The 21866-nt window shown below is 67.9% G+C and carries 20 protein-coding genes, 1 tRNA gene and 2 pseudogenes; 16 read left to right on the forward strand and 7 right to left on the reverse strand.

Going from position 1 to position 21866, the window contains the following annotated elements:
- The first annotated feature begins 10 nt into the window (after positions 1-10).
- The 9 genes from K9S39_RS26200 (at position 11) to K9S39_RS26240 (ending at position 11028) form a co-directional block, all read left to right on the forward strand.
- Positions 11-1030: a DMT family transporter gene (locus K9S39_RS26200; RefSeq protein ID WP_283112837.1), complete on the forward strand. Its 1020-nt coding sequence runs from the start codon at positions 11-13 to the stop codon at positions 1028-1030.
- Positions 1031-1303: 273 nt separating this feature from the next.
- Complete coding sequence (locus K9S39_RS26205) at positions 1304-3085, forward strand: AfsR/SARP family transcriptional regulator (protein ID WP_248865757.1); 1782 nt, start codon at positions 1304-1306, stop codon at positions 3083-3085.
- Positions 3086-3709: 624 nt separating this feature from the next.
- Positions 3710-5500: a 2-isopropylmalate synthase gene (locus K9S39_RS26210; protein WP_248865758.1), complete on the forward strand. Its 1791-nt coding sequence runs from the start codon at positions 3710-3712 to the stop codon at positions 5498-5500.
- A 37-nt stretch (positions 5501-5537) separates the two neighbouring features.
- The gene (locus K9S39_RS26215; RefSeq protein ID WP_248865759.1) at positions 5538-5891 is read left to right on the forward strand and encodes a hypothetical protein; all 354 of its coding nucleotides are present in this window, start codon (positions 5538-5540) and stop codon (positions 5889-5891) included.
- A gap of 84 nt (positions 5892-5975) precedes the next feature.
- Positions 5976-7541 carry an amino acid adenylation domain-containing protein gene (locus tag K9S39_RS26220; protein ID WP_248865760.1) on the forward strand — a complete coding sequence of 522 codons (1566 nt, stop codon included), beginning with the start codon at positions 5976-5978 and terminating at the stop codon, positions 7539-7541.
- Between the two features lie 113 nt (positions 7542-7654).
- Complete coding sequence (locus K9S39_RS26225) at positions 7655-8608, forward strand: chlorinating enzyme (protein ID WP_248865761.1); 954 nt, start codon at positions 7655-7657, stop codon at positions 8606-8608.
- Between the two features lie 35 nt (positions 8609-8643).
- Complete coding sequence (locus K9S39_RS26230; protein WP_248865762.1) at positions 8644-8871, forward strand: phosphopantetheine-binding protein; 228 nt, start codon at positions 8644-8646, stop codon at positions 8869-8871.
- 136 nt (positions 8872-9007) lie between these two features.
- A complete protein-coding gene (locus tag K9S39_RS26235; protein ID WP_248865763.1) occupies positions 9008-10261 on the forward strand; it encodes an aminotransferase class I/II-fold pyridoxal phosphate-dependent enzyme in 1254 nt (417 codons plus the stop codon).
- A 5-nt stretch (positions 10262-10266) separates the two neighbouring features.
- Complete coding sequence (locus K9S39_RS26240) at positions 10267-11028, forward strand: thioesterase II family protein (protein ID WP_248865764.1); 762 nt, start codon at positions 10267-10269, stop codon at positions 11026-11028.
- Between the two features lie 112 nt (positions 11029-11140).
- Here the strand turns inward: K9S39_RS26240 and K9S39_RS26245 are convergent, their stop codons facing one another.
- The 4 genes and pseudogenes from K9S39_RS26245 to K9S39_RS26260 form a co-directional block, all read right to left on the reverse strand.
- A complete protein-coding gene (locus tag K9S39_RS26245; protein ID WP_248865765.1) occupies positions 11141-11533 on the reverse strand; it encodes a cupin domain-containing protein in 393 nt (130 codons plus the stop codon).
- 154 nt (positions 11534-11687) lie between these two features.
- A pseudogene (locus tag K9S39_RS26250) lies at positions 11688-11885 on the reverse strand (3-isopropylmalate dehydrogenase); the annotation flags it as partial.
- A gap of 373 nt (positions 11886-12258) precedes the next feature.
- On the reverse strand, positions 12259-12651 hold the full coding sequence (locus tag K9S39_RS26255; RefSeq protein WP_248868972.1) for a GntR family transcriptional regulator: 393 nt from the start codon (positions 12649-12651) through the stop codon (positions 12259-12261).
- A gap of 474 nt (positions 12652-13125) precedes the next feature.
- Positions 13126-13644: a GNAT family N-acetyltransferase gene (locus K9S39_RS26260; protein WP_248865766.1), complete on the reverse strand. Its 519-nt coding sequence runs from the start codon at positions 13642-13644 to the stop codon at positions 13126-13128.
- A 146-nt stretch (positions 13645-13790) separates the two neighbouring features.
- Here K9S39_RS26260 and K9S39_RS26265 point away from each other — a divergent pair, with 146 nt between their 5' ends.
- The 3 genes from K9S39_RS26265 (at position 13791) to K9S39_RS26275 (ending at position 16718) form a co-directional block, all read left to right on the forward strand.
- Positions 13791-14495 carry an exodeoxyribonuclease III gene (locus K9S39_RS26265; RefSeq protein ID WP_248865767.1) on the forward strand — a complete coding sequence of 235 codons (705 nt, stop codon included), beginning with the start codon at positions 13791-13793 and terminating at the stop codon, positions 14493-14495.
- A gap of 18 nt (positions 14496-14513) precedes the next feature.
- Positions 14514-16268: a recombinase family protein gene (locus K9S39_RS26270; protein WP_248865768.1), complete on the forward strand. Its 1755-nt coding sequence runs from the start codon at positions 14514-14516 to the stop codon at positions 16266-16268.
- A 378-nt stretch (positions 16269-16646) separates the two neighbouring features.
- Positions 16647-16718: transfer RNA gene (locus K9S39_RS26275), tRNA-Asp, on the forward strand.
- Between the two features lie 6 nt (positions 16719-16724).
- Here the strand turns inward: K9S39_RS26275 and K9S39_RS26280 are convergent.
- Positions 16725-17000: a recombinase family protein gene (locus K9S39_RS26280; RefSeq protein WP_248865769.1), complete on the reverse strand. Its 276-nt coding sequence runs from the start codon at positions 16998-17000 to the stop codon at positions 16725-16727.
- A 1307-nt stretch (positions 17001-18307) separates the two neighbouring features.
- Here K9S39_RS26280 and K9S39_RS26290 point away from each other — a divergent pair.
- Positions 18308-18445: pseudogene (locus tag K9S39_RS26290) on the forward strand (HNH endonuclease); the annotation flags it as partial.
- A 35-nt stretch (positions 18446-18480) separates the two neighbouring features.
- Here K9S39_RS26290 and K9S39_RS26295 read toward each other — a convergent pair.
- Together K9S39_RS26295 and K9S39_RS26305 are read right to left on the reverse strand one after the other, a co-directional pair.
- On the reverse strand, positions 18481-18750 hold the full coding sequence (locus tag K9S39_RS26295) for a hypothetical protein (RefSeq protein WP_248865771.1): 270 nt from the start codon (positions 18748-18750) through the stop codon (positions 18481-18483).
- 509 nt (positions 18751-19259) lie between these two features.
- Positions 19260-19649, reverse strand: a complete 390-nt coding sequence (locus tag K9S39_RS26305; RefSeq protein ID WP_248865772.1) for a hypothetical protein — start codon at positions 19647-19649, stop codon at positions 19260-19262.
- A 96-nt stretch (positions 19650-19745) separates the two neighbouring features.
- Between K9S39_RS26305 and K9S39_RS26310 the strand changes: the two genes are divergently transcribed.
- From K9S39_RS26310 to K9S39_RS26320, 3 genes are read left to right on the forward strand one after another with little or no spacing between them, the layout of a single operon-like run.
- On the forward strand, positions 19746-20174 hold the full coding sequence (locus K9S39_RS26310; protein ID WP_248865773.1) for a phage terminase small subunit: 429 nt from the start codon (positions 19746-19748) through the stop codon (positions 20172-20174).
- 41 nt (positions 20175-20215) lie between these two features.
- Positions 20216-20812 (forward strand): hypothetical protein, encoded by a 597-nt coding sequence (locus K9S39_RS26315; RefSeq protein ID WP_248865774.1) that lies wholly within the window; start codon positions 20216-20218, stop codon positions 20810-20812.
- Positions 20781-21851 (forward strand): terminase, encoded by a 1071-nt coding sequence (locus K9S39_RS26320; protein WP_248865775.1) that lies wholly within the window; start codon positions 20781-20783, stop codon positions 21849-21851. Before K9S39_RS26315 ends, K9S39_RS26320 begins: the two co-directional genes overlap by 32 nt.
- Positions 21852-21866 lie beyond the last annotated feature (15 nt).

Consider the following 21866-nt stretch of genomic DNA (forward strand, 5'->3'; position numbering starts at 1 on the left):
GGGGCGCGACGTGGAAAAAGAAACCCAACGGCGGAGCGAATCCGCCAACGCATACCTGTACCTGCTTGCGACCATGGCATTCTTTGGCAGCGCTTTCGCCAGCTCCAAAGCAGTGGTCGGTCATATTCCCCATCAAATTGCGGCCGGTCTGCGTTTTGGTGGCGGTGCACTCATCCTGCTTCTGCTGCTCGCGTTCATCGGGCGGAAGTCTCGGAGTGCGGCACTTACCCGGCAGCAGATCGTGCGCGCGGCGGCCGTGGGTCTTATCGGGGTATTCGCGTACAACCTGTTCTTCTTCTGGGGCCTTTCCCTCGCCCCTTCGATCGACGGCAGCATTATCGTTCCGGTGCTGAGTCCGGTCATTACCACCGCCATTCTTCTGGCCCTGGGCCGGGAGAAGGCGTCGGGAGCCCGGATCGGTGGCCTCGCCCTCGGGGTCGTCGGTGCCGTGGTGTTCTTCTTCGGGGCGGGGGGTGCCGGTCTTGGTGCGGGCGGGTCCCGGCTGATCGGGGACCTCGTCTACCTGCTCGGCGCGCTCTCCTGGGCGGTCTACAGCATCGCCTCGAAGAAGGTCCTGGCCGGTGTGGATCCGCTGCGGGCGACGACCTTCGGCACGCTCGCCGGGGCGCTGGCCCTGCTGGTCTTCGCCGTTCCGTCGTTCCCGGAGGTGGAGTGGAGTGCGCTGTCCTCGGTGACGTGGGCGAACATCGCCTACCTCGCCATAGGCCCCACCGCCGTGGCCTACCTCTTCTACTACCGGGGGTTGCGCGTCGTCAGCCCGTCGACTGCGACCGTCATCATGTTCACCGTCCCGGTGTTCGGCGTGACCTGCGCCGTCATCTTCCTCGGTGAGTCGTTCAGCGGACTGCAGCTGGCCGGTGCCGCCGTCATGCTGGCCGGTGCTCTGCTGGCCGTGACGCAGGGCCGCTTCCGGCAGGGGAGCCGGCACGAATCGGAGCAGGCGGCCGGATCGGCCGCACCCGTTCGCTCTGCGGAGTCCGACGGCCTGGAATCGCTCAACAGAGGCTGATTCGGGTCACTTTCGGCAACCGGACTCAGTAGTTACACCGCCTCCGGGGGACGGCCGTGTCCATGCCTCAGCACCCGTCCAGGGCCCCACCCCGGCCCGGACGGGCGCTCGTTTCTCCACCCCCACGAGTGCGCAATGTCGCGTGCACGGCAATCATGCTCATCCGTTCGGGAATGCAAGATGGGGGTTCTCAACTTCATGGCCGAAGTCGAGTTTCGAGTGCTGGGGCCGCTTGAGTTCAAGGTGAGCGGACGCTCGGTACCACTGAGAGGAATGAAACATCAGATTGTGCTCGGCTCGCTCCTGACCGCGGAAAGCCGGCGCACCTCCATCAGACGTCTCGTCGACGCCGTATGGGGGACCGCTCCCCCGAGCACGGCGGGCAAGCAGATCCGCAATGCCGTCTCCGATCTGCGCGGCATCCTGGCTCCCAGCGGAGCCCTCATCACTCCCGCCGCAGACGGCTACCAACTCGACATCGGCGAGGCGTGGTTCGACCTTCGGGAGTTCCACCGGCACCTGGGACGGGCGCGCACCCTGCTGGGCCACCAGCGGTCGGCGGATGTCATCGCGGAGTTCCGTGCCGCGCTGTCCCTGTGGACCGGCCCGATGCTTTCCGGAATCGAAAGCGCTGCCCTGCAGGCCCAGGTCGCCGGCGTGAACGAGGTCCGGCTGTCTGCCGCCGAGGAATGCATCGACCTCGAACTCACTCGGGACCGGCACAAGAGCCTCCTCAGCGAACTCTCCGCATTAGTGGCCGAGAACCCGCTGCGCGAGCGCATGGTCGCCCAGTACGTCCGCGCCCTGTACCGCTCCGGCACCCGGGCCCGCGCCTTCGCCGTGTACGAGCAGACCAGGCGTCGGTTGGCCGAGCAGCTCGGCCTGAGCCCCGGCCCCGAACTGGTGGAGATACACCAGCTGATGCTGCGCGAGGACGCCGGCGCGGCGGGACCCACCGCGGCCGGACCCCCGGTCCCGGCCGCCACCTCCGCTCCCGTCGCGGCCGCACCGGACAGCCTGCCGTCCGAGATCGGACACTTCGTGGGGCGGGCCGCCGAGATCGAGGTGCTCCTCGCCGATGGGACTCGTCCCGGTCCGCAGCGCGTGGTGTCCGTCGACGGCATGGGAGGTGCCGGAAAGACCGCCCTCGCGGTGCACGTCGCCCACCGGCTCGCGGACCGCTACCCGGACGGCCGGCTCTTCCTCGACCTGCGGGGCCGCACCTGCGACCGGGCGCCGCTCGGCCACCGGGCGGCGCTGCGCCGGTTGCTGCTGCTCTCGGGTCTGCCCGAGGCCGAACTGCCCGTACCGGTCGAGGCGCTGGTACAGCTGTGGCGCAGCCGCACCGTGGGCCGACGCATGCTGGTCGTCCTGGACAACGCCGCCGACGCGGAGCAGATCGGGCCGCTGCTCCCGGCGGGGGACGGCTGCTTGACGCTGGTGACCAGCAGGCGCCGCCTGACCATGACCACGCTGTCCCCCACCCGGGTGCTGTCCCTGGAGCCGCTGCCCCGGAAGGAGGGGTACGAACTGTTCTGCCGGTTGCTCGGCAACCGGCACCCCAAGCCGCTGCCGGACGCCGTCAACGGCATCCTGGAGCACTGCGGCGATCTGCCGCTGGCCGTCTCGGCCGCCGCGGCACGGTTGCGGAGGCGGCCTTCGTGGCCCGTATGGCATCTGGCGGAGCGGCTTGCGGACCGTCAGATGCGGCTCGCCGAACTGCAGACGGAGCACGGCGGCCTCATCGCCTGTTTCGACGCTTCATACCGGCATCTGAGCGCCGGACAGCAGCGGCTGCTGCGCCTGCTGGGCGCGGCGGAGGGGGACCGGACGGACGTCGGGTCGGCCTCGGTGCTGGCGGGGCTGCCGCCCTTCGTCGCCGAGCAGATGCTTGAGGAACTGGTCGACGAGCACCTTCTGATGCAGCCGGAGCCCGGCCGGTACCGAATGCACCCGCTCATGAAGACCTATTGCGCGCAGTTGCCCGCCCCGGACGGCACGACCGGGCCGCGGTCCGCCCCGCGCCGCGTGCCGGCGCAGACGATGGCCGCCTGATGCGCGTACCTCCGACTTCTCCTCCTCCGTCCTCCCGGAGCTTTCCCCGATGACTGGAAACGCTGTCGCGGACTTCTTCCTCGCAGTCTCGCTCGCCCTGGGCGCCGCCCGGATCTTCGGGGGCTCGCCCGCCGGGTAGGTCAGCCCGCCGTCGTCGGCGAGATGTGTGCCGGGCTGCTCGCCAGCCAGGTGATTCTCACCCAGCCGGGTGCGGACGCCGTGCTGCCCGCCGAAGTGAAGCCCCTCCTCGGGGGGTGGCCGACGTGGGCCTGGCCGTCTTCATGTTCCTCATCGGCTACGAGATCGACGGCGCCTTCCTGGCCACCGCCGGAAGGCCACGCCGGGCGTGGTCACCGGCGCTGTCGTCGTCCCCGTTGGCCGCGGGCGCCGCAACGGCGATTCCGCCGTGTACTTCCCCAGTACCCGCCGATCCGCCGGCCGGTCGCGTCCTCCAGCCACTCCGCCTCCCTGCCGGAAAGAGCCGTGAAGGCGTGTTGAGGCCCGCCTGAGGACCGGCCGGGGACACATCGAGGACGGCCCCTCATAGCTTTACGGATATCACCGGTCGAGACGTCAGCTCACCGCCGGCTGCACCGTTCTGCAGTGATTCAAGGGAGGCATGAAATGACCGAGGCGCCACCGTCACCCCTCGTCACGTCACGGCTCAGGACCCCTGTCGGACCACGCCGTGACGACCAGCAATGGTGGAATGCGCAGCGCGGCTCGGCCATGCCCTTCCAGCGTTACGAGCGGTCGGGAAGCCGGCTTCCGCACGAGCTGACGGACCGTACCTGGCCCATGAAGTCGCTGGTCCGGGCACCGCTGTGGGCTTCGGTCGACCTGCGCGACGGGAACCAGGCGCTCAGCAGCCCGATGGACATCGAGCGCAAGAGCCGGATGTTCGACCTGCTGGTGAGTATGGGCTTCAAGGACATCGAGGTCGGATACCCGTCGGCCAGTGACGCAGATTTCTCTTTTCTGCGGATGCTGATCGAGCAGGACCGGATTCCCGACGACGTGACGATATCCGTCTTCACGCCGGCCCGGCCGGAATTGATCGACCGGACCTTCGAGGCCATCGAGGGTGCGGACCGGGCCATGGTCCACCTGTGCAATGCGACGGCCTGTCTGTGGCGTGAGGTCGTGTTCGGAATGAGCGCGGACGACGTGCAGCGGATGGCGCTCCGCTCGGCGGAGCACATCGCCCGCCGGGCGGAGTCCGCCAAGAGAACGGAGTTGCGTTTCGAGTACTCGCCGGAGACGTTCAATGTGACGGAACCCGAATTCGTGCTCCGGCTGTCGAATGCCATCACCTCGCTGTGGGACGCGAGCCCGGACCGCCCGGTGACGCTGAACCTGCCGACGACGGTGGAGACCGACTCGCCGAACGTCTTCGCCGACCAGGTCGAGTGGATGCACCGCAACCTCGAGCGGCGCGACGCGGTCATCCTCTCGGTGCACCCGCACAACGACCGGGGCACCGCGGTGGCCTCCGCGGAACTGGCCGTAATGGCAGGAGCAGACCGCGTCGAGGGCACGCTCTTCGGCAACGGCGAGCGCACCGGCAACGTCTGCCTGGCCACGCTGGCGCTCAACCTCTTCAGCCAGGGCATCGACCCGCAGCTGGACTTCTCCGACATCGACCGGATCCGCCGCACCGTCGAATTCGCCAACCAGCTGCCGGTCCACCCGCGTCATCCGTACGCCGGCGACCTGGTGTACACCGCGTTCTCCGGCACCCACCAGGACGCCATCGCCAAGGGCCTGGCCGCGATCGAGCGGCGGGCCGCCGAGGCGGGCACCGCCACCACCGAGGTGCCGTGGGACGTCCCGTACCTGCCCATCGACCCCAAGGACGTGGGCCGCACCTACGAGTCGGTGGTCCGCGTCAACAGCCAGTCGGGCAAGGGCGGTGTGGCCCACGTGCTCAAGAGCGCGTACGGGCTGGACCTGCCCCGCGGGATGCGCGTGGAACTGGCCCGGCAGGTGCAGCAGGTGGCCGACGGCGACGGGGTGGAGCTGACGTCCCGGGAACTGCGGGCCGTCTTCGCGGAGATGTACCTCGACTTCGCACGGCCGGCGCTGCTGCTGAAGGAGTTCCAGCTGACCAGCGAGGGGGATACCACGGACATCGACGCCCTGGTCGTCCACGGCGAGGGCCGGGAGAAGCGGCTGGCCGGCTCGGGTGCCGACGCGGCCGGCGCGTACGTCGATGCCCTCGCAGGCACCGGCCTCGCGGTCGAGATCGCCGAGATCACCGGACATGTCGTGAGCGACAGCCTCGGCACCCGGTACGCCGCCTACGCGCAGATCGGCCTGGACGGGGCGACGCGGTACGGAGCCGCGATCGCCGGCGACGAGGCGAGCGCCCGGCTGGGCGCGGTCACCTCCGCCGTCAACCGCGCGCACGCCTGAACATCCCCGCCCGCCCCGCACCTCTGTGAGCCGAGAGATGGATTTCACCTTCGTCGAGAGCAAGAAGGATCACGGCCGTGACTGTTTCGTGTACACGGGGCACAGCGACCTGGACCTGCTGAGCATCGAAAGCCTGCGCGGGAGGGCGGACCGGGACTGGTTCGGTCTGCCCATGGCCGGGCCGGACCAGGACACCTTCACTCCGCACACCACCCACATGCTGGTCATGGTCGAGGGGCGACCGGTCGCCGGCGCGGAGCTGGTCGCCTGCTCGCCGCTGGGGCTGCCGCTGACCGAGTGGCCCGCCTTGCAGGGGGTCCTGCGGCACAGCGGCCGGCTGCCGGCCACCCCTTCTACCGCTACCTGGTCGAGTACGACGAGAGCGTCCTGATCGGCGAGCCCAGCACCGCCGTCGCCTGGCCACCCGCGCTCGCACGAACCACCGAACCCCGGACTCTGGAGAGGAACGGACCGAATGTCCCTCAAAGGCAGGCGCCTCGCGCTGCCGGAAGACCTGCTCGTCCACCGGGTCTTCGAGGCCCAGGCTCGGCAGCACCCTGACCGGACGGCCCTGACCTGCGGTGCCGAACAACTGACCTTCGCCGAGCTGAACGCGCGGGCCAACCGGTTCGCCCACCACCTCATCACCCTCGGTGCGGGCCGCGGCTCGGTGATCGGCGTGTGCCTGGACCGTACGCCCGAGCTCCTGATCGCGATCCTCGGCACGCTGAAGGCCGGCGCCGCGTACGTGCCGCTGGATCCCACCTACCCCGCCGAGCGGCTGCGGCTCATGGTCTCCCAGCTCGATGAGATCAAGCTCAACGTCGTCTCGGCCGAGACCCGCGCCCTGATCACCGGGGCGCCGGGCGAACCGGTCCTCCTGGACGAGCTGGAGCGGTCCGGGCGGCTGGACGCCCAACCCACCACCGATCCCGTCGTCGACCTCACCAACGACGACCTGTGCTACGTCGTGTTCACCTCCGGGTCGACGGGCACGCCCAAGGCCACCGCCGTGCGCCATGAAGGCTGGTACAACCTCCTGGAGTGGCTGCGCGTCGAGTACGGGCTGGACGGCTCGGCCGGCGGGCTCACGGTCAGCTCCTTCGGCTTCGACATCAGCCAGCGCGGCCTGATGGCGCCGCTGTTCTGCGGCGCCGCCCTCCACCTGCTGCCCAGCCGGGTCTTCGACCCGGGCATGGCGTACCGGCTGATCGGGGCCCACGGCGTCCGGCAGCTGCACTGCGCCCCGAGCACCCTGTACGTGCTGATCGAGCACGAGCGGGCGCTGGGGACCGACGCGCTGACCCGGGTCGGCCACGTCTTCATCGGCGGGGAGCCGCTCACGGTCTCCCGCATCGAGGAATGGGCAACCCAGGAGGGCAACTCCTGTGTGCTGCTGCACCAGTACGGGGTGGCCGAGTGCACCGACGTGGCGACCTCCCATGTGCTCGCGGACTACGCCCGCTACCGTGGCGCGGCGACACCGGTGGGCACGCCCGTGTACAACACGGAGATCCACCTGCTCGACGACGAGCTGGGCGAGGTGCCGGACGGCGAGACCGGCGAGATCTGCGTCTCGGGCCTCAGCGTCAGCGCCGGCTACCTCAACGCCTCGCCCGCCGACAGCCGGCGGTTCACCGAACTGGCCGGCGAGAACGGTTCGGTACGGCTCTACCGGACCGGCGACCGCGGCTACCTCACCCCGGACGGGGAGCTGGTGGTGGTCGGCCGGGTCGACGCCCAGGTCAAGATCCGTGGCATGCGGATGGACCTCGGAGACGTCGAGCACGGTGTCCGCTCCCACGCGCTCGTCGACGATGCCGTGGTCCTGGCGCTGCCGGACGCCTCGGGCGAGCCGCGTCTGGTGGCCTTCGTCCTGCCCGCGGCCGGTGCGCTCGACACCCGGACCCTGTACCGCGACCTGCTGAACACCCTGCCCCGGAACATGGTCCCGCAGGAGTTCACGGTCCTCGACGCCTTCCCCCTCAACCCGAACGGGAAGACCGACCGCCGGGCCCTGGCCGCCCTGGCCGGCGGCTGACCCGTACCGCTTGCCCGGCCCCCCCCGGCCCTCGTGCCGAGGGGGCTCCGGCGAGCGTTCCCCGAACCAGCACCTCCTCTCCCATATCCCTTGAGCAAAGGAACGGCTTCCGCATGACCATCGACCAGCAGCGCCCGACCCCGGCCGCCCGGATCTCCCGCAACGCCGTCATTCCCGAGGACATCAAGGCGGACATCGAGCAGTTCAGCCTCGACGGCTTCACCGGCCCGATCAAGCTGTACGAGTCGGAGGAGGCAGCGGCGCTGATCCGCGAGATCCGGATCAACAACCAGGACTCTTCGCGCGCCCTGTACAAGAACAGCGTCAACTACGACCGGCACTTCGACATCCCGGAGCTCAGCCGGCACATCACCCACCCGACGATCGTGAAGTACCTGAGCGCGATCCTCGGTCCGGACGTGCTGAACTGGCGGACCGAGTGGTTCCCGAAGTTCCCCGGCGCCAAGGCCACCGAATGGCACCAGGTGCGCGACTACAGCTACGCCAACGGCAAGCCGCAGCTCCTGCCGACCGAGTCGGAGTGGAACGCGTACATCGACATCACCGTCTGGACCACCTTCACGCCGGCCACCAAGGACACCGCGTGCATGAAGTTCGTCCGCGGTTCGCAGCGTGACTGGATCTTCGACGAGCACAAGTCCACCCAGGCCGGCCGGAGCACGGACTACGACGTCGCGCACGCCGACACCGGCTTCTTCGGCTACGACTTCGCCGACTTCAAGATCGACCCGAACTGGGAGCCGCGTCCCGAGGACGTCGTCGAGCTGGAGATGAAGCCGGGCGAGGCCGTCATCTTCACCGCCTCCTGCGTGCACGGCTCGACCCCGAACAACACCGAACGCGAGACCCGCTTCGCGATCGCCAGCCGTTACGTCCCCACGCACGTGCGCGTCTACCCGGACCAGGACTCCTTCAGCGCCCACGGCGCGACGTTCGACCTGTCCGAGTACGGCAGCGTCGTCGTGGCGGGCGAGAACCGCTTCGAGCACAACCGGATCCGCACCGAGAACAACCACGGCACCCCGTTCGGCTGGACCGCGAGCTGACCCCCACTTCTTCTTCACCGGAAAGGACACAGCACGTGATCACATCGAAGGTCCACGCCATTTGGAGCCGTGAACTCAACCTTGAGGAGTTCTCCGACACGGACGACTTCTTCAGTCTCGGCGGGCACTCACTGATCATGACCCGGATCCAGCGCGAGATCCTCTCCGAGCTCGGCGTCGAGATCCCGATGGACCAGCTCTTCCGCAAGTCCACGGTCGCGGAGATCTCCGAGCACATCGAGTCGGCCCTTTCGGCCGCCTGATCCCGGATCCCCCACCGTCTGATCCTCGCGGTGCCGCCGGGGACAGGGCCCAGGCCCCGTCCCCGGCGTTCCGCCGACTCATCTCCCCCTACTAAAGGAAGAGCCCTCAGTGCAGCTATCGAGCCGCGGTCGGCAGATGTCTCGTCTGTCGGGCATCCGCAGCATCATGGAGGACATCGCCGCGGCCGGCCGGGACACCGGCGGGAGCGAATGGCTCAACCTCAGTCCGGGCAACCCGTCGCATATCCCCGAGGTCGTCGCAGCCTGGAACCGTCTCACCCAGGAGGCCCTGGACGACCGGTTCATCGAGTCCAGCACCCGGTATGGGCCCTCGCGTGGCACCACCGGTCTCGTCGAAGCCGTCGTGGAGTACTTCAACCTCACCTACGGGTGGTCGATCGGGGCCGAGAACGTGGTCGTGGGGCCCGGCAGCCAGATGCTGTCCTTCATCGCGACCACCCTGTTCACCGGGCCGGACGCGGACGGGGTGGTGCAGCCCCTGGTCCTGCCGCGCCTGCCCGACTACACCGGATACCAGGGGCTGAGCCTGGACCCGGGCGGCATCGTCGGCCTCGACCCGCTGATCGTCCGGGAGGACCGGCACTCCTTTCACTACGCCGTGGACACCGAGGCGCTGGTCCGGCAGAGCCGCATGGGCATGATGCTGCTCTCCAATCCCGCGAACCCGACCGGCAGTAGCGTCGACGCGGGCGAGCTCAAGGCCCTGATCGAGACGGCCGAGCAGCGCGACGTACCGTTGGTCGTCGACCACGCGTACGGGGAGCCCTTCCCCGGAGTCGTCCAGACCCGGCTCGCCCCGGTGCTGCACTCGCACGTCATCAACCTCTTCACCCTGTCGAAGGCGGGCCTGCCCGGTGAGCGGATCGCCTTCGCGATCGGCCCGGCGGAGCTGATCGACCCAATGGTGTCGTTCATCGCCAACTCGGCGCTGCACGCACCGCAGCTGCTGCAGGCCGCGGTCGAACGCTCTCTGACGACCCGGCTGATCGACACGCTCACCACACAGCACATCAAGCCCTACTACAAGTCCAAGCGGGCGATGGCCGAGGAACTGCTGACCGCGACGCTGCCGGACTCCCTGGACTGGCGGCTGCACTCCAGCGACGGCGGGATGTTCTGCTGGCTGTCCGTCGATCACGACTGGTTCGACGACCTGGAGCTGTACGAACTCCTCAAACGCAAGCGGATGTTCATCGTCCCCGGCCGCCACTTCTTCGCCGAGCCGTTGACCACGCCGTTCCTGCGCACGCACGGCAGGCGCTGCATCCGGCTGAGCCTGAGTGCCGACGAATGGGCCGTCGCCGAGGGCATCGACCGGCTCGGCGAGGCACTCGAAGAGCTGCGCGCGAGTACACGGACCGGGGAGTGACGTCCATGGGAACCTGGCTGCGCCGTCATCCGGTGGAGGGCCCCGTTGTCAGCCGTCTCGTCTGCCTGCCGCATGCGGGCGGCACCGCCGGCTCCTTCGCCGGCTGGGCCGGTCGGCTGCCGGCCGGGGTGGAGCTGATCGCCGTGCAGTATCCGGGCCGGCAGGACCGGCTGGCCGAGGAACCGATCGGAGACATGGCCGAGATGGCCGAGCAGGTGGCGCAGGCGCTGCGGCCACTGCTGGACCTTCCGATGGCCTTCTTCGGGCACAGCATGGGCACCGGCCTGTCGTACGAGGTGGCCGGTCGCCTGGAGCGTGAGGACGGGTTCGTGGTCGACCACATTTTCGTCTCCGCACGCCCCGCGCCGCATCTGATCGACGGGGAGCACCGGCACCGGTTGAGCGACGAGGACCTGGCCTCGGCGATGCGCCGGCTGGGCGGTCCGGACGCGGAGGCGTTCGACTACCCGGGGCTGCTGCCGCTGATCCTGCCGCCGTTGCGGGCGGACCTCGCTCTTCTGGACCGCTATCGGCCCGAGCAGCTGACCCCGCTGCGCGCGCCGCTGACGGCGTTCGGCGGCGAGAGCGACGACACGTGTCCGGTTTCGGAGCTGCCTGCCTGGGAGGAGGCCACCACCGCGGGCGCCCGGGTGCGGACCTTCCCCGGCGGCCACCACTATCTGCGGGAGTGCGAGGACGAGGTGATCGCAGCCGTCTCCGTGGAAATCCTTGCGGCACAACAGCGCCGGCACCACTCGGCCGCATAATCCGTTCCCACCGTCCTCCCGGGCGATTCGGCCGCACAGTCCGGCAGGAAAAAGGTGCCGGGCCCTCGGCTTTCCCGAGGGCCCGGCACCACGCATGCGGATTTCGCGCCACTCAGTCGAGGTGGTGTCCTGTGGTCACGTCGACGTCATCGGGAATCTCCTCGTGGGTGTCCCCGACCGTCAGTGTCCCTGTGGGTTCGACCATAAGGATGTGGGACTCCGCGTCGGACACGGGCTTGTGCTCGGTGCCACGCGGCACCACGTACACGTCCCCCTGTCGGAGCGTCACGAGGCGTTCCACGCCGCCCTCGCGCAGGTGGATGGTCAGCCGGCCGGCCACGACGATGAAGAGCTCGTCGGTGTCCAGGTGGGAATGCCACACGTATTCGCCACGGAACTTGGCCACCCGGACGTCATAGTCATTGAGCTGGGCGACAATTCGCGGACTCCACGGTTCGCTGAAGGATTGGAGAGTCTTCTGCAGATTCACCGGTTCGGTCATCATGTCGATGTGCCGCCTTTCGGACAGGCGCGTGCCGCCCCATGGCCGGACCGGCCGGGGCGGCACGCGAGATGGTGGGGATGAGTGGCCCCGGCCGGGCGGCCGGGGATCGTGCGGAGCGATGCTAGTCGGCGGCCCGAACGGCCGGCGCGTCACCGATCTCGTCCGTGCGGTTGTCGGTGAGGATCACGTCGAACCGCTCGGGCTGGGTGACGAAGAAGGTCGCGGCGTCGGCATGCGGACAGTCGGTGGTGACCTCGGGGTACTCCTGGCCGACCCGGTCGAAGACGTTCTTCCACATGTGGTCGGCGTGGACCGGGACGTTGTTCTCGTGGTCCGGCGTCAGCTTCCAGACCTTCTCCGCGAGTGTCCTACCCATCGCATTCCCTCCACGTGCTGATCACCCCTGTCACCTCGGCGACGCTAGATGTGGCCCTCCCCGCACCGTCCTTGATCGGTCCTCACCGTGCCGCGACCGCGACCGCCGCCGGGGAGCCGCACGGCTTGTGGCGCCCCGGCGGGCGCCCACGAGCTGACGCCGGGTCGGGGAATCGTGGCGAAGGAGCGGGACTTCAATCAGCGGGCATTGGCCAAGTGGCTGGGGCTCGAACCGCGGCATGTGCGCCGTGCCGAGACCCGGGGGCCTGACGTGGGGTGAGGGTCAAGCGGGGTGGTGGGGCCAGGGCGAAGGGGCGGCCCGCCGGTGATGACGGCCTCCCCTGCCCGTTTCACCCCTGCGGATACCGGTCCTGCAGTACCGAGTTGACCAGGGCCTGGACATCCTCGCGATCCAGGCCCTCGGCCTGGGCCCGTGCCATCCAGGAACGCAGTTCCTCGCGCAGCAGGGCGTCCGCCGCCGACTTGGGGCGGGCGAGCGTACGGCTGACGAAGGTGCCGAGGCCGGGCCGTGGTTCGACCAGGCCCTCGCGTTCCAGTTCGCGGTACGCCTTCAGCGTCGTATTCGGGTTGACCTTGGTCGTGGCGGCGACCTGCGCGGCCGTCGGCAGACGGTCGCCCTCCACCAGGATGCCCAGCCGCAGGGCCTGCTGGACCTGTTGGACTATCTGGAGGTAGGTGGCAACGCCGCTGCGGCGGTCGATGCGGAATTCGACGATGCTCACCGCCTCTCTGCTGTTCGTGTGTTGAGGGCTGTCAGGGTTGCCAGTGCTGTCAGGGTTGATAGCGCGGTTATTGCCGCTGTTACGGCTCTTGCTGCCAGCAGCGCTGTCGGCACGGGCGCCACGGCCTGTGCGTTCCCCGACGTACTGGGTCATCCGGTTGACGATGCCCAGTTTCTCCCGGCAGGCGTCGATGTCGCGGCTGTTGCCGGTGGCGCAGGCGCCGTAGCCGAAGAGCCTGCCGTCCGCGGTCGCCACCCAGTCGTCGACCCGGACGGCGCCGGGCGGCAGACGGGGCCCCTCCCCGTCGTAGGGGTATGTCGTGGAGCGCGGCCCTCGATCGCCCATGGGCTCGGGGCGCGCACCGAATCCCTCCTTTAACTAGTTGGTTAGTGGAATGAGTATGGGAAGCGGCCCGGAGGGCTGTCAAACCAGCGGGGGAGGGGCGCGGAAGGCGGTGCGCGAGAGCCCGGTCGGCTAACCGTTCACCAGGGACTTCGCCATACACCGGCTCGACTCATACGTCCGGTAGAGCCCGAACTTCTCCGCCTTCTGCAGCATCCGGTAGCCACTGGAGGCATACAGCTCGATCGCCTCCGGCTGCATGGTGCCGGTCTCCAGCACCATGCGGGTACGGCCCGCGGCCCGCGCGTCCGCTTCGAGGGCGGCCAGGATCCGGCGGGCCAGCCCCCGCCCCCGGGCCTCCGGGAGTACGAACATCCGCTTGATCTCGGCGTCGCCGACCGCGTACCCCTCGGCGGCGTCCTCGATCCGCCGCCAGCCGCCGGTGGCCAGCGGACGCCCGTGCTCGTACGCCATCAGGTACGCGCCGTTGGGCGGCACGAACATCTCCGGGTCCAGCGGCGTCATATCGCCGTCGCCGTAGCGCCGGGCGTACTCCTGCTGCACGAGTTCATCGAGCTTGACCGCGTCGGGGTGGTCATAGCGGACGGGGCGTATGCGGACGGCGCGTGTGCGGGCAGGGCGTATCTCCATTCCGGGAATCGTACGGGTGTCCGGGTGGGTGGCGTGGCGGGTTCGCGGGGTCGGTATCGTGCCCCGGATGCTCACCGTGACCTCTGTCGATGTGTGGGACAGCCTCGTGCCGCTTGTGAATCCGATGTGAATCTGAGGAGCATGTTTTGCTCACCGTGACCTCTGTGAATGTCAACGGGCTACGTGCTGCCGCCAAGAAGGGCTATGTGCCGTGGCTGGCGGCGACCGCTGCCGACGTGCTGTGTCTGCAGGAGGTGCGGGCCGAGGCCGCGCAGCTGCCGGCGGAGGTGCGGGAGCCCGCCGGCTGGCACACCGTGCACGTCCCGGCGGCCGCCAAGGGGCGGGCCGGTGTCTCGCTCTGCACACGGCGCGAGCCGGAGCGGGTCCGGGTGGGCTTCGGCTCGGCGGAATTCGACGGGAGCGGGCGGTATGTCGAGGCCGACCTGCCGGGCGTGACCGTCGCCAGCCTCTACCTCCCGTCCGGCGAGGTCGGCACCCAACGGCAGGACGAGAAGGAACGGTTCCTGGCGGAGTTTCTGCCGTACCTCGTCGACCTGCGGAAACGGGCGGAGGCGGACGGGCGTGAGGTGCTGGTGTGCGGCGACTGGAACATCGCGCACCAGGAGGCCGACCTGAGGAACTGGAAGGCCAACCAGAAGAAGTCCGGCTTCCTCCCGGAGGAGCGCGCCTGGCTGACCGATGTCCTCGACGAGAACCGGGGCGGCTACGTCGATGTCGTCCGAGCGCTGCACCCGGACGTCGAGGGGCCGTACTCGTGGTGGTCGTATCGGGGGCGGGCCTTCGACAATGACGCTGGGTGGCCGGTAGAAACAGATTACAGTACGGGTTGATTCAGAGAGGTAAGACCCGTGCTTGACGTGCAAGACCCCCAGACCATGGTCTACCCGAGCCATCAACTTCGGGCCCTGTCGGGCATCCGACTGTCCGTGAAGACGGACGAGACCACCAGCCCCATGCGCCAGCGAGCGGCCAACACCGGGGAAGCAGCCAGGCGGGGCGCCGTCATCATCGGGGAAGCGGAAGACCTAGACGTTTCCGCAACCAAGACGAACCCGTTCGAGCGGCCGGAGCTGGGCGCGTGGCTCAAGCGCCCGGACGCGTTCGACATGATCATTTGGTGGCGCATGGACCGGGCCGTCCGGTCCATGGCCGACATGGCTGCCTTGGGACAGTGGGCCAAGGAACACGGCAAGCTCCTGGTGTTCGCGGAAGGGCCCGGCGGTGCCCCGCTGGAACTGGACATGCGGCACTCGTCGCCGGTGTCTGAGCTGATCATGATGCTTCTTGCGTTCGCGGCGCAGATGGAAGCGGCAGCCATCCGGGAGCGCGTCACCGGCGCGATGGCGGCACTGAGGGCCCAGGGTCGGTACTCCGGCGGCCTGATCCCGTTCGGATACAAGAAGATCCCGAACCCGGATGGGGAAGGCTGGAAGCTGGGCCCTGACATGGACGCGGTGGCCATCCTGGAGCGCATCATCCGGGACGTGCTGGACGGTAAGAGCCTCCAGTCCATAGCCATGGAGCTGAACGGGGATGAGGTTCTGGCCCCGCGCGACTACCAAGCAAAGCTCCTGGGTCGGCCCACGGGCGGGAAGCGCCACGGGCGAATAATCGAGCGGTTCAAGTGGACGGCCGGCACACTTTCCAAGGTACTCCGCACCAAGACCCTCATGGGGCACAAGACGCACAAGGGGAAGACCGTCCGGGACAAGGACGGTAAGCCCATCTTGATCGGGGAACCGGTTCTGGAGCGCGACGAATTCGAAGGTCTCCAGGTCACGTTGGACTCCCGTACGCCGCACAGGGAGCGGCGGCGCAAGGACACGCGTTCGCTGCTGCTGGCCGTGGCGCATTGCGAGGGGTGCGGGACGCGTATGTACAAGGCTCCCCGTGCTGGATCGCCGGACGGGGATTACAACTGCCGGGCCATGGCCGCTGGCGTCAAGTGCCCGTCCTCGGCAGGTGTCCGTGCGGACTGGCTGGAGGCGTATGCGGAACGGGAGTTCCTGGACTTGGGGGGGTCGGCTCGGATGACGCGGACCATTGAGCACAAGGGGTACGACCCCGGCCCGGAGCTGCGTGAAGTCGAACAGGAACTCCGGGCCTTGTACGCGGACAAGGACGCGCGGAAATCCAAGATGGGCCGGATGATCTGGCAAGAGGAAGTAGACGCCTTGGAGCGCCGGGCGAGCGCCTTGGAGGCCACGCCGAAGGTGGAGGCCCGTACAGAGATCATCGAGACCGGGGAGACGTTCGCCCAGCACTGGCGGGCCCTGGAGCCGGTCAAGCCCATGTCCAAGGTGTACCCGGACAAGGAGCTGGAGGCTCCGCCGGTCGTGCCGGAGGACATGGACGAGACCGACGTGACGACCTGGGAGAACTTCCAGGCGGATTGCCGGGGCTGGGAGACATACCAGCAGGCGCTTACGGAGGCCATCGCGGAGCGTCGCCGGATGCTCGTGGAGGCGGGGGCGCGTGTGTACGTCTCCAAGGGCATCTCCGGTGGGCGTGCCGATCGAGTCTTGGACGAGAGCCGGGTGCGGTTCGTGATCGAGCGCAGCGAACCGGAGGCGGACACGCTTCTGTACGACGTGCAAGACTGAGAGGCACGTCACGTTGAGGGAGTCGGGCCCCGCCGGGGGTTCGGCTCCCTCTCACGTTGAGCTAGGGCCGGCTGAGCGCAGCGTGACAGTTCGGGGGTGATGGGGGTAAGAAATGTGCCCATTGGTAGTTCTTTTTAAATGTGTCTATAGAGAAGTAGGGGCAACGGGCAGGTTTCTTGCCTCCGTTGTCTTGGGTGCCCCGTCGTGCGGAGCGGGCGGTCCTGGTGGCCTGTCACGCTCACCAGTTAATGGATATGTAGGCGGGCCCATGGCCTCACTCTCCAGCGTCTGACGTGGAGGTGAGTGCAGGTTCCTCGCCGTGGCTCCTCTTGTGCGCCCCGTTCTCTCCTCCGGGATGACGCGCGGGAGTTGAGCCCTGGTCCCGTAGCTCAGTGGTAGAGCGCCCGATCGTCGATCGGATGGGCGCCGGTTCGATTCCGGCCGGGACCGCTTACGTCACTCGCCGATGGTCTCCACCTGGACGCCAAGATCCGCCAGGGACGCCCGGATGAACTGGGCCGTCTCGGCACTGCGGGTGAGCCGGGCCCAGCCGACGACGCGCACCGTGTCACCAGCCTTGACCGTCTCCACCAGCTCTTGCCACCCGATCCCCGGGGCGTCGGTGCTGATCCTGAAGTCAGAGAAGACGATGGCGCAGCCGGAGGCGTAGAGCGTGGCGGCCTGGTCATCGATCTGGGCGGAGTCGGTCCGCGCGTAGCCGTAGACGGTCATACAGGGAGCTTACGAGCCCCTTCTATCGAGGGGGTTGTGTGGCCTGGCATGGCAGTGAGCGGCGTTCGCGCCTACCGGCGGACTGGCCGGTCCGGCGGCTATCCGTGTTGAAGCGGGACGGTTTCCAGTGCGTGGCCATCCTGCGGGACACGGGGGCCCGGTGCGCGGCACCAGCCACGGACGTGGACCACATCGTCCCGGGTGACGATCACGACCCGGCGAACCTTCAGTCTCTGTGCCGGTGGCATCACGCGCGGAAGTCGAGCGCGGAGGGCGCGGCGGCACGGAGGAGGCGGGTGTCCAGGCAGAGGCCGGCAGATCGGCATCCTGGGGAACTGTGATGGCGGCGAAATGACATGGGATGCCGGGCTTTCCCCCACCTCCGAGGGGCCAAGGTTCACGGAGGCGAGGGAAACCATGTCCACCTGCTCACATGCACATCCGTCATCTCCGTCGTCCTTTACGCAGTTTACGGGCTTGGCAAATCGGAAGCTGCCATTGTCACCCAAGTGGAGCAATGTACTGGTGCACTCGCTGGCGTTCCGGCGCGCCAACCGTTTTGCTAGCGCCGCAATTGAGGGCTTTTGCGCGGGTGCGCTGGTTGATGGTTTTGCGTACGAAGTAGGGCCTCGCCGAGCTTAGGAGGGCTGTGGGCGAGGCCCCGAGGGGGCCGAGGGAATGAACCCTGGCTGCTCAACGACCGACGCGCACGCGGGTTACTTGTCTGGCTCAGCAGGCTTCGGCGGGGTCGCCCTGCTGGGGTTCCCCTCACCTCGTCGCGGGGAGTGGCACCACCTGCAACGGCCGACCCGAACTGGGGGCAAGAAAGTCACCCTCTCTATAACCCCATCATATGCGTGTAGCAAGAAGTAAAGGGAGGGTGACTTTTTGCCCCTCGCTGTGGCGGAGGCTGGCAGATGGGCATCCTGGGGGACTGTGATGGCGGCGAAATGACTTTCCCCCACCTCCGAAAGGCCTGAGGTTCACGGAGGCGAGGGAAGCCATGCACACCTGCAATGCGCATTGATCATCCTTGACACGGTACGCGCTTGGCAAACCGGAAGCTGCCGCTGTCGTCCAAGTGGAGCAAGGTGCTGGTGCACTCGCTGGCGTTCCGTCCGCGCCAACCGTTTTGGCCCGGGGGTGCCCCCCTCTTGATCGGCTGAAAGACCGATACGTGTTAGCAGCCGTGTCTGCGTACGGGTTTTCAGGTCGTTGAGGGCCGGCGGCGAGCTGCACGGTATGACGCTGCTGCGCGGCTCCGCCGGATCATCCGGAAGTCAGGGCGTTGAAAGTGTGCCCGCTGTGGTTGGCACGTCCTCGCGTCGGGTATCGACGTGGATCACGTGCGGCCCCTCTCGTTGGGAGGGACCGACACGGACCGGAATGTTCAGGTGCTGTGCCGTGACTGCCACCAGCTCAAGACAGCCACGGAATCCGGGTGAGCAGTCCCCGTTCTAGATGTGGGGCGGAGGAGCGGTTAGTGAGCGCTGCCTGCGATGCCCGAGATGAGGGTTTGAGGGTTAATGACGTTACCTCGACCTGAATTCACGCTAGCCCCGTAGGTCACCCCGTAGTGGTTCTTTGAACGGTCGATCTCGATGGCCGCATTCATGTTGTTCAAGATCTCGTCCGCGTGAGCGACTCCAGAGAACGGCAAAGCAGCCCCGGCGAGGGTGAGGACGGCAAGTGCACGCCTGGTGGTGTTCATGCGCTGCCAACGAGCGGCCACGGGGATGGTTACGACCATCGCACAAACGCTGCCCCAGTACGGGCGTTGGGCGGCTCGTACCGGGGCGGTAGGTCGTGACGTCCCCCCAACTGCGTTGGCCTATCCGCCTAGAGTCCCACCGGCCCCGCCGGGTTCTTCGGAAAATGCATCCGCGTTGAGATGAATGACGCCATAATCGTATGCGTGGCGCTTAGCGGCGGCTCCAGGGCTCAATGGTGGTGCAGTGGTCGCCATGTACGCCGCAACAGCGTTCCCGGCCCCGTCAACGACCGTCAGCCCTGCCGGAACGGCCGTTCCGCCGCTGGCCACGAGCTGGGGCACACCGTCCACGTATCGCAGGCTGAGCGTGCCCACGTCTTCGGGCTTGACCTCTTCTGCGGGGATCGTGACCGAGTCGGTTGCTTCGGGTGTTGCTGGCTCGTCAGGCATGGCGCTATGCACTCCCTTGGATCGGTTCTCACTGATGCTGCCTCCGCCCCGGCACGGGCGTTGGACGGCTCGCACCGGGGGCGGTGCACGCCAAGCGGCTATCGGGGTCGTGCCTCGTGGGCGTAGTGAACTGCCGCTTCCCTTGCTTGAACTGCTGCATGCGATACCGAGGGTGGCGGCCCCGCTGCGTAGGTCGCAACAGCGCTTCCCGACGCGTCAACAACCGTAAGGTCTGCCGGAATGCCAGTCCCGCCGCTGACGACGAGCTGGGGCACTCCGTCCACGTAGCGCAGGCTGAGTGAGCCGATGTCTTCGGGCTTGACCTCGGTTGCCGGAATCTGCTGGATCTCTTCCTCGGCGGCAGCCGTGGAGGTCTCCGTTTCGCTGGTCGCGTTGACCTGCGCGGATTTGCCGACGCCGACCGGGCCGCCGATTCCCACCCATAGGCCACGCCCCTGGGGTGCCTCGTGTGCTTGCTCGTCAGGCATGGCCCTGCCTCCTCCTGGTCGGCTCCTTGCCGACCGTGGCGAACCTCCCCATTGTGCTCCGCCCCCACACGCACGACCACCCGGAAGAAGGTGATCATGCCCGGCCCCGTGCCTAAACGGTCGGACCAGCGCCGGAGGCGCAACGAGTCGGACGGCCCGGCCTTGGTGAAGGCGGAGGCCGGTAAGGCCCCGACGATCCCTCGGGCGTCCGGTGACTGGCACCCGATCGCGAAGCGCTGGTTTCAGAGTCTGAAGGACTCCGGCCAGGCGCAGTTCTACGAACAGTCGGATTGGCTCACGGCGGTGTACGTGGCAGAGGCCATGAGTCGGAACCTGGGCCAGTCCAAGTTCAGTGCTCAGCTCTTCCAGTCGGTCATGTCCGCGATGACGGACCTACTGACCACGGAGGGCGCCCGGCGGCGGGCCCGGGTGGAGTTGGAGCGGGAGGCCGGCGGGGAGGACCCGGCGGAGGCGGCCCGCGTGACGCTCATGGAGACGTACCGGAGAGCCGCAGCAGACAGATAGCTGGAGTGGCGTCACTCCTGAACTTGAGGGGAGGTGATGCCATGCCAGCCCAAACGCTTGAACCGGTCCGCACGTGGCCGGACACCGTGCCGGAACCAACGCGGACCCTGGGGTGGGACGTGCTGTCGTGGACTTCCCGCTGGCTTCTTCAGCCGGACGGCCCCGACGCGGGTACTCCGTGGCGGTTCACGGATGAACAGGTCCGAATAGTCCTCCGCTGGTTCGAGATCGACGACGCGGGCAACTTCACCCGTCGCCAGGGCACCATCCGGCGCCTGAAGGGCTGGGGGAAGGACCCGTTCCTGGCGGCTCTGTGCGCCGTGGAGTTCGTCGGCCCGTGCCGTTTCGGCGGATGGCGGGAAGACGGGACGCCGATAGCGGTTCCGCACCCGGCTCCGTGGGTTCAGGTCTGTGCCGTTTCGAAGGACCAGACCCGCAACACGATGCGCCTGTTCCCGGGCATGTTCTCCCCGAAGCTGATCGCCGAGTACGGCATCGACCTGGGTAAGGAGATCATCTACTCCAGCGGGGGCGGGGTGATTGAGGCCGTCACCAGCTCGCCCCGCGCGCTGGAGGGCGGCCGATTACCGCTCCACCTTCGTGGTGATGAACGAGACCCATCACTGGATCTCTTCTAATGGCGGCCACGAAATGGCCATGACGATTGCCGGTAACGTCGGCAAAAGCCGTGGTGGCGGCGCCCGCACCATGGAGATCACTAACGCTCCCCTCCCTGGGGAGGACTCCGTGGCGGAACAGACCTGGCACGCCTGGTCGAAGTTCGCGGAGGGCAAGAGCCGGGATTCCGGCATGTACTACGACTCCGTGGAGTCCCCGCCCGTGGACTTGGCGGACCCGGACGAGCTCCTGGCCGGCATCCTCGCGGCGCGTGGTGACGCGGACTGGCTGGATGTGGAGTGGATCGTCTCCACGATCTACTCCGGTCACATGCCGCGTTCGCGGTCGCAGCGGATGTTTCTGAATCAGTTGGTCACGGCAGAGGACCAGTTGATTAGCCCGGAGAACTGGGACGCATGCGCCACGGATGACCGTCTGGTGGACGGTGACGCCGTGACTTTGGGTTTCGATGGCGGTCGAACCGATGATGCAACTTGCCTTGTAGCGATGCGCGTGCGGGATCGCCTGATCGTTCCCCTGGGCGTGTGGGAGCGGCCCGACGGCCCTGCGGGTGATGGCTGGGTGGTTGACCGTCGGGCCGTGGACGGGGCGGTCCGTAACGCCATGGAGCGGTACGACGTGCAGGCGTTCCACGCGGACGTAGCGCTCTGGGAGAGCTACGTGGATGCGTGGTCGGAGGACTACCGGGACCGCTTGGTTATCAAGGCCAGTCCCCAATCTGCAGTAGGCCGGGACATGCGCGGCGGCCTCCAGGAGCTGACCTTGGCCAATGAGCGGCTGGTGTCGGCCGTGGAGAACGGCCAGGTGCGACACCTTGGAGAAACGATTTCCCTGGGGCGCGCGCTGCGGCGGCACGTGCTGAACACCAGGCGTCGACCGAACCGTTATGGCCTGTCCTTCGGCAAGGCGAACCGCGAGTCCGCGCACAAGGTGGACGCGTACGCGGCCACGCTGTTGGCCGACTTGGCACGGCATCGACTCATTGAATCCGGCAAGACCCGGCCCGCCGAACGCTCGGGGGCCGTCTTCTTTTTCTAGGAGTGGCGCGGCGTT

Origin of the sequence: Streptomyces halobius (assembly GCF_023277745.1) — a bacterium.
Lineage (GTDB): Bacteria > Actinomycetota > Actinomycetes > Streptomycetales > Streptomycetaceae > Streptomyces > Streptomyces halobius.

Excerpts from the sequence above, each read along its gene's own strand:
- K9S39_RS26210 (WP_248865758.1), top strand. The coding sequence starts at position 3,710 with ATGACCGAGGCGCCACCGTCACCCCTCGTCACGTCACGGCTCAGGACC.
- K9S39_RS26215 (WP_248865759.1), top strand. The coding sequence starts at position 5,538 with ATGGATTTCACCTTCGTCGAGAGCAAGAAGGATCACGGCCGTGACTGT.
- K9S39_RS26260 (WP_248865766.1), bottom strand. The coding sequence starts at position 13,644 with ATGGAGATACGCCCTGCCCGCACACGCGCCGTCCGCATACGCCCCGTC.
- K9S39_RS26295 (WP_248865771.1), bottom strand. The coding sequence starts at position 18,750 with ATGGTCGTAACCATCCCCGTGGCCGCTCGTTGGCAGCGCATGAACACC.
- K9S39_RS26245 (WP_248865765.1), bottom strand. The coding sequence starts at position 11,533 with ATGATGACCGAACCGGTGAATCTGCAGAAGACTCTCCAATCCTTCAGC.
- K9S39_RS26310 (WP_248865773.1), top strand. The coding sequence starts at position 19,746 with ATGCCCGGCCCCGTGCCTAAACGGTCGGACCAGCGCCGGAGGCGCAAC.
- K9S39_RS26320 (WP_248865775.1), top strand. The coding sequence starts at position 20,781 with ATGAACGAGACCCATCACTGGATCTCTTCTAATGGCGGCCACGAAATG.
- K9S39_RS26225 (WP_248865761.1), top strand. The coding sequence starts at position 7,655 with ATGACCATCGACCAGCAGCGCCCGACCCCGGCCGCCCGGATCTCCCGC.
- K9S39_RS26280 (WP_248865769.1), bottom strand. The coding sequence starts at position 17,000 with ATGACCGTCTACGGCTACGCGCGGACCGACTCCGCCCAGATCGATGAC.
- K9S39_RS26315 (WP_248865774.1), top strand. The coding sequence starts at position 20,216 with ATGCCAGCCCAAACGCTTGAACCGGTCCGCACGTGGCCGGACACCGTG.
- K9S39_RS26305 (WP_248865772.1), bottom strand. The coding sequence starts at position 19,649 with ATGCCTGACGAGCAAGCACACGAGGCACCCCAGGGGCGTGGCCTATGG.
- K9S39_RS26240 (WP_248865764.1), top strand. The coding sequence starts at position 10,267 with ATGGGAACCTGGCTGCGCCGTCATCCGGTGGAGGGCCCCGTTGTCAGC.
- K9S39_RS26235 (WP_248865763.1), top strand. The coding sequence starts at position 9,008 with ATGTCTCGTCTGTCGGGCATCCGCAGCATCATGGAGGACATCGCCGCG.
- K9S39_RS26220 (WP_248865760.1), top strand. The coding sequence starts at position 5,976 with ATGTCCCTCAAAGGCAGGCGCCTCGCGCTGCCGGAAGACCTGCTCGTC.
- K9S39_RS26205 (WP_248865757.1), top strand. The coding sequence starts at position 1,304 with ATGAAACATCAGATTGTGCTCGGCTCGCTCCTGACCGCGGAAAGCCGG.